At 69.1% G+C, this 2,034-nt stretch carries 3 protein-coding genes; all 3 read left to right on the forward strand.

The window, feature by feature from the left end:
* Positions 1 to 531 (forward strand): methionine adenosyltransferase domain-containing protein (locus DI272_RS45855; protein WP_258314939.1); only part of this gene is annotated, 531 nt, incomplete at its 5' end.
* Positions 532 to 575: 44 nt separating this feature from the next.
* A complete protein-coding gene (locus tag DI272_RS43365) occupies positions 576 to 1,037 on the forward strand; it encodes a hypothetical protein (protein WP_109501362.1) in 462 nt (153 codons plus the stop codon).
* Between the two features lie 18 nt (positions 1,038 to 1,055).
* Complete coding sequence (locus DI272_RS43370; RefSeq protein ID WP_109501363.1) at positions 1,056 to 2,033, forward strand: 3-oxoacyl-ACP synthase III family protein; 978 nt, start codon at positions 1,056 to 1,058, stop codon at positions 2,031 to 2,033.
* The last annotated feature ends 1 nt before the right edge of the window (position 2,034 follow it).

A 2,034-nucleotide genomic window follows, 5' to 3' on the forward strand; every position in this document is an offset into this window, starting at 1 on the left:
GACGGGATCAAGCTGGAGACCGAGGGGTACCGGCTGCTGGTCAATCCCACGGGCCGGTTCGAGATCGGCGGGCCGATGGGGGATGCGGGGCTGACCGGCCGGAAGATCATCATCGACACCTATGGCGGGATGGCCCGGCATGGTGGGGGTGCGTTCTCCGGCAAGGACCCCTCCAAGGTCGACCGCTCGGCGGCGTATGCGATGCGGTGGGTGGCCAAGAACGTGGTCGCGGCGGGGCTGGCCAGGCGGTGCGAGGTCCAGGTCGCCTACGCGATCGGCAAGGCCGAACCGGTCGGGCTGTTCGTGGAGACCTTCGCGACGAACACCGTGCCCGTGGAGGCGATCGAGCGGGCCATCACCAGCGTGTTCGACCTGCGCCCGGCCGCCATCATCCGCGACCTGGACCTGCTGCGGCCCATCTACACCCAGACCGCCGCCTACGGCCACTTCGGCCGCGAACTGCCCGACTTCACCTGGGAACACACCAACCGCGCGGACGCCCTGCGCGCCGCAGCCGAACGCAGTTCCTGAAACACCGCTACCGAAACACCGCTACAGAAACACCTGGAGGAAGAATGTCGGAAGCCACTGAGGTCGAAGAGCGCTCGGCCCTGGACTCGCTGGGTGGCGCACTCGGTGACGCCGGTGCCAACGCGCTCGCCGGGGCGCGCGACGAGCTCGCCGAGAAGCTGCTCCGCGCGGCCTTCGTACTGTGGGAGGACCCGCAGGTGCGGCCCAGGCTGCTCGGGCTGCTGACCGCCGCCGTCAACAGCGACGAGGGCGCCGACCAGATGCGCGGCTTTCTCACCAACCAGCTGTTCGCGCAGGCCGGCAAGGCGATCGGTATCGCCGACATGGACATCTACCAGGCCGCGGAGACCATCGGTGTCCCGGCGGTCAACGTCAACGCGGCGACCTCTCAGGTCTGGGGTGTCGTCCTCATGCGCTACATCGTGAAGCTGGAGCCGATCGCCTCCACCCCGGTGGACGAGCTGGTCGACCTCCTAAAGCCGACGATCCAGCGCTACCTGGGCTGACGGAGGGAGCGCAGCCGCATGCAGGACGTCAGGATCATCGGTACGGGTGCCTATGTGCCGGACCGGATCGTCTCCAACGACGAAGTCGGTGCGCCGGCCGGAGTCGACAGCGACTGGATCATCACCAAGACCGCCTTCCGGGAACGCCGTTGGGCCGCCGATCACGAAGCCACCTCCGACCTGGCGACCGCCGCAGCGCGCGCTGCGCTCCAATCAGCCGGCATCACCCCCGCCCAGGTGTCCGTCATCGTCGTCGCCACCTCCACCCCCGACCGGCCCCAACCCCCCACCGCCGCCTACGTACAACGCAACCTCGGCGCCACCGGCGCCGCCGCCTTCGACGTCAACGCCGTCTGCTCCGGCGAGATCTTCGCCCTCTCCGCGGCCGAGAACCTCCTGGCCCGCAAGGGCGGCCACGCCCTCGTCATCGGCGCCGACATCTACTCCCGCATCCTCAACCCCACCGACCGCCGCACCGTCGTCCTCTTCGGCGACGGCGCCGGCGCCATCGTCCTGGGACAACAGGACAACGGACCCCGCATCCGACACCTGGACCTGCACACCTTCGGCGAACTCTCGGATCTGATCCGGGTCCCCGGCGGCGGCAGCCGCGCCCCCCTGACGGCGGAAGCTCTCGAAGAGGGCCAGCAGTACTTCACCATGGACGGCCGCGGCGTCCGCCGCTTCGTCGCCGACCACGTCCCCCAACTCGTCAAACAGTTCCTCCACGAAGCCGGCGTCGTCCCCGACGACATCCGCCACTTCATCCCCCACCAGGCCAACGGCGTCATGCTCGACGACCTCTTCACCCACCTGGGCCTGTCCAACGCCACCCTGCACAAAACCCTGGAGACCTACGCCAACACCGGCGCCGCCTCCATCCCCATCACCCTCGACCAAGCCCACCGCACCGGCACCCTGCACCCAGGCGACCTCATCCTCCTCGCCGGCTTCGGCGGCGGCATGGCCGCCGGACTCGCCCTCATCGAATGGTGAG

Origin of the sequence: Streptomyces sp. Act143 (genome assembly GCF_003143935.1) — a bacterium.
GTDB lineage: Bacteria > Actinomycetota > Actinomycetes > Streptomycetales > Streptomycetaceae > Streptomyces.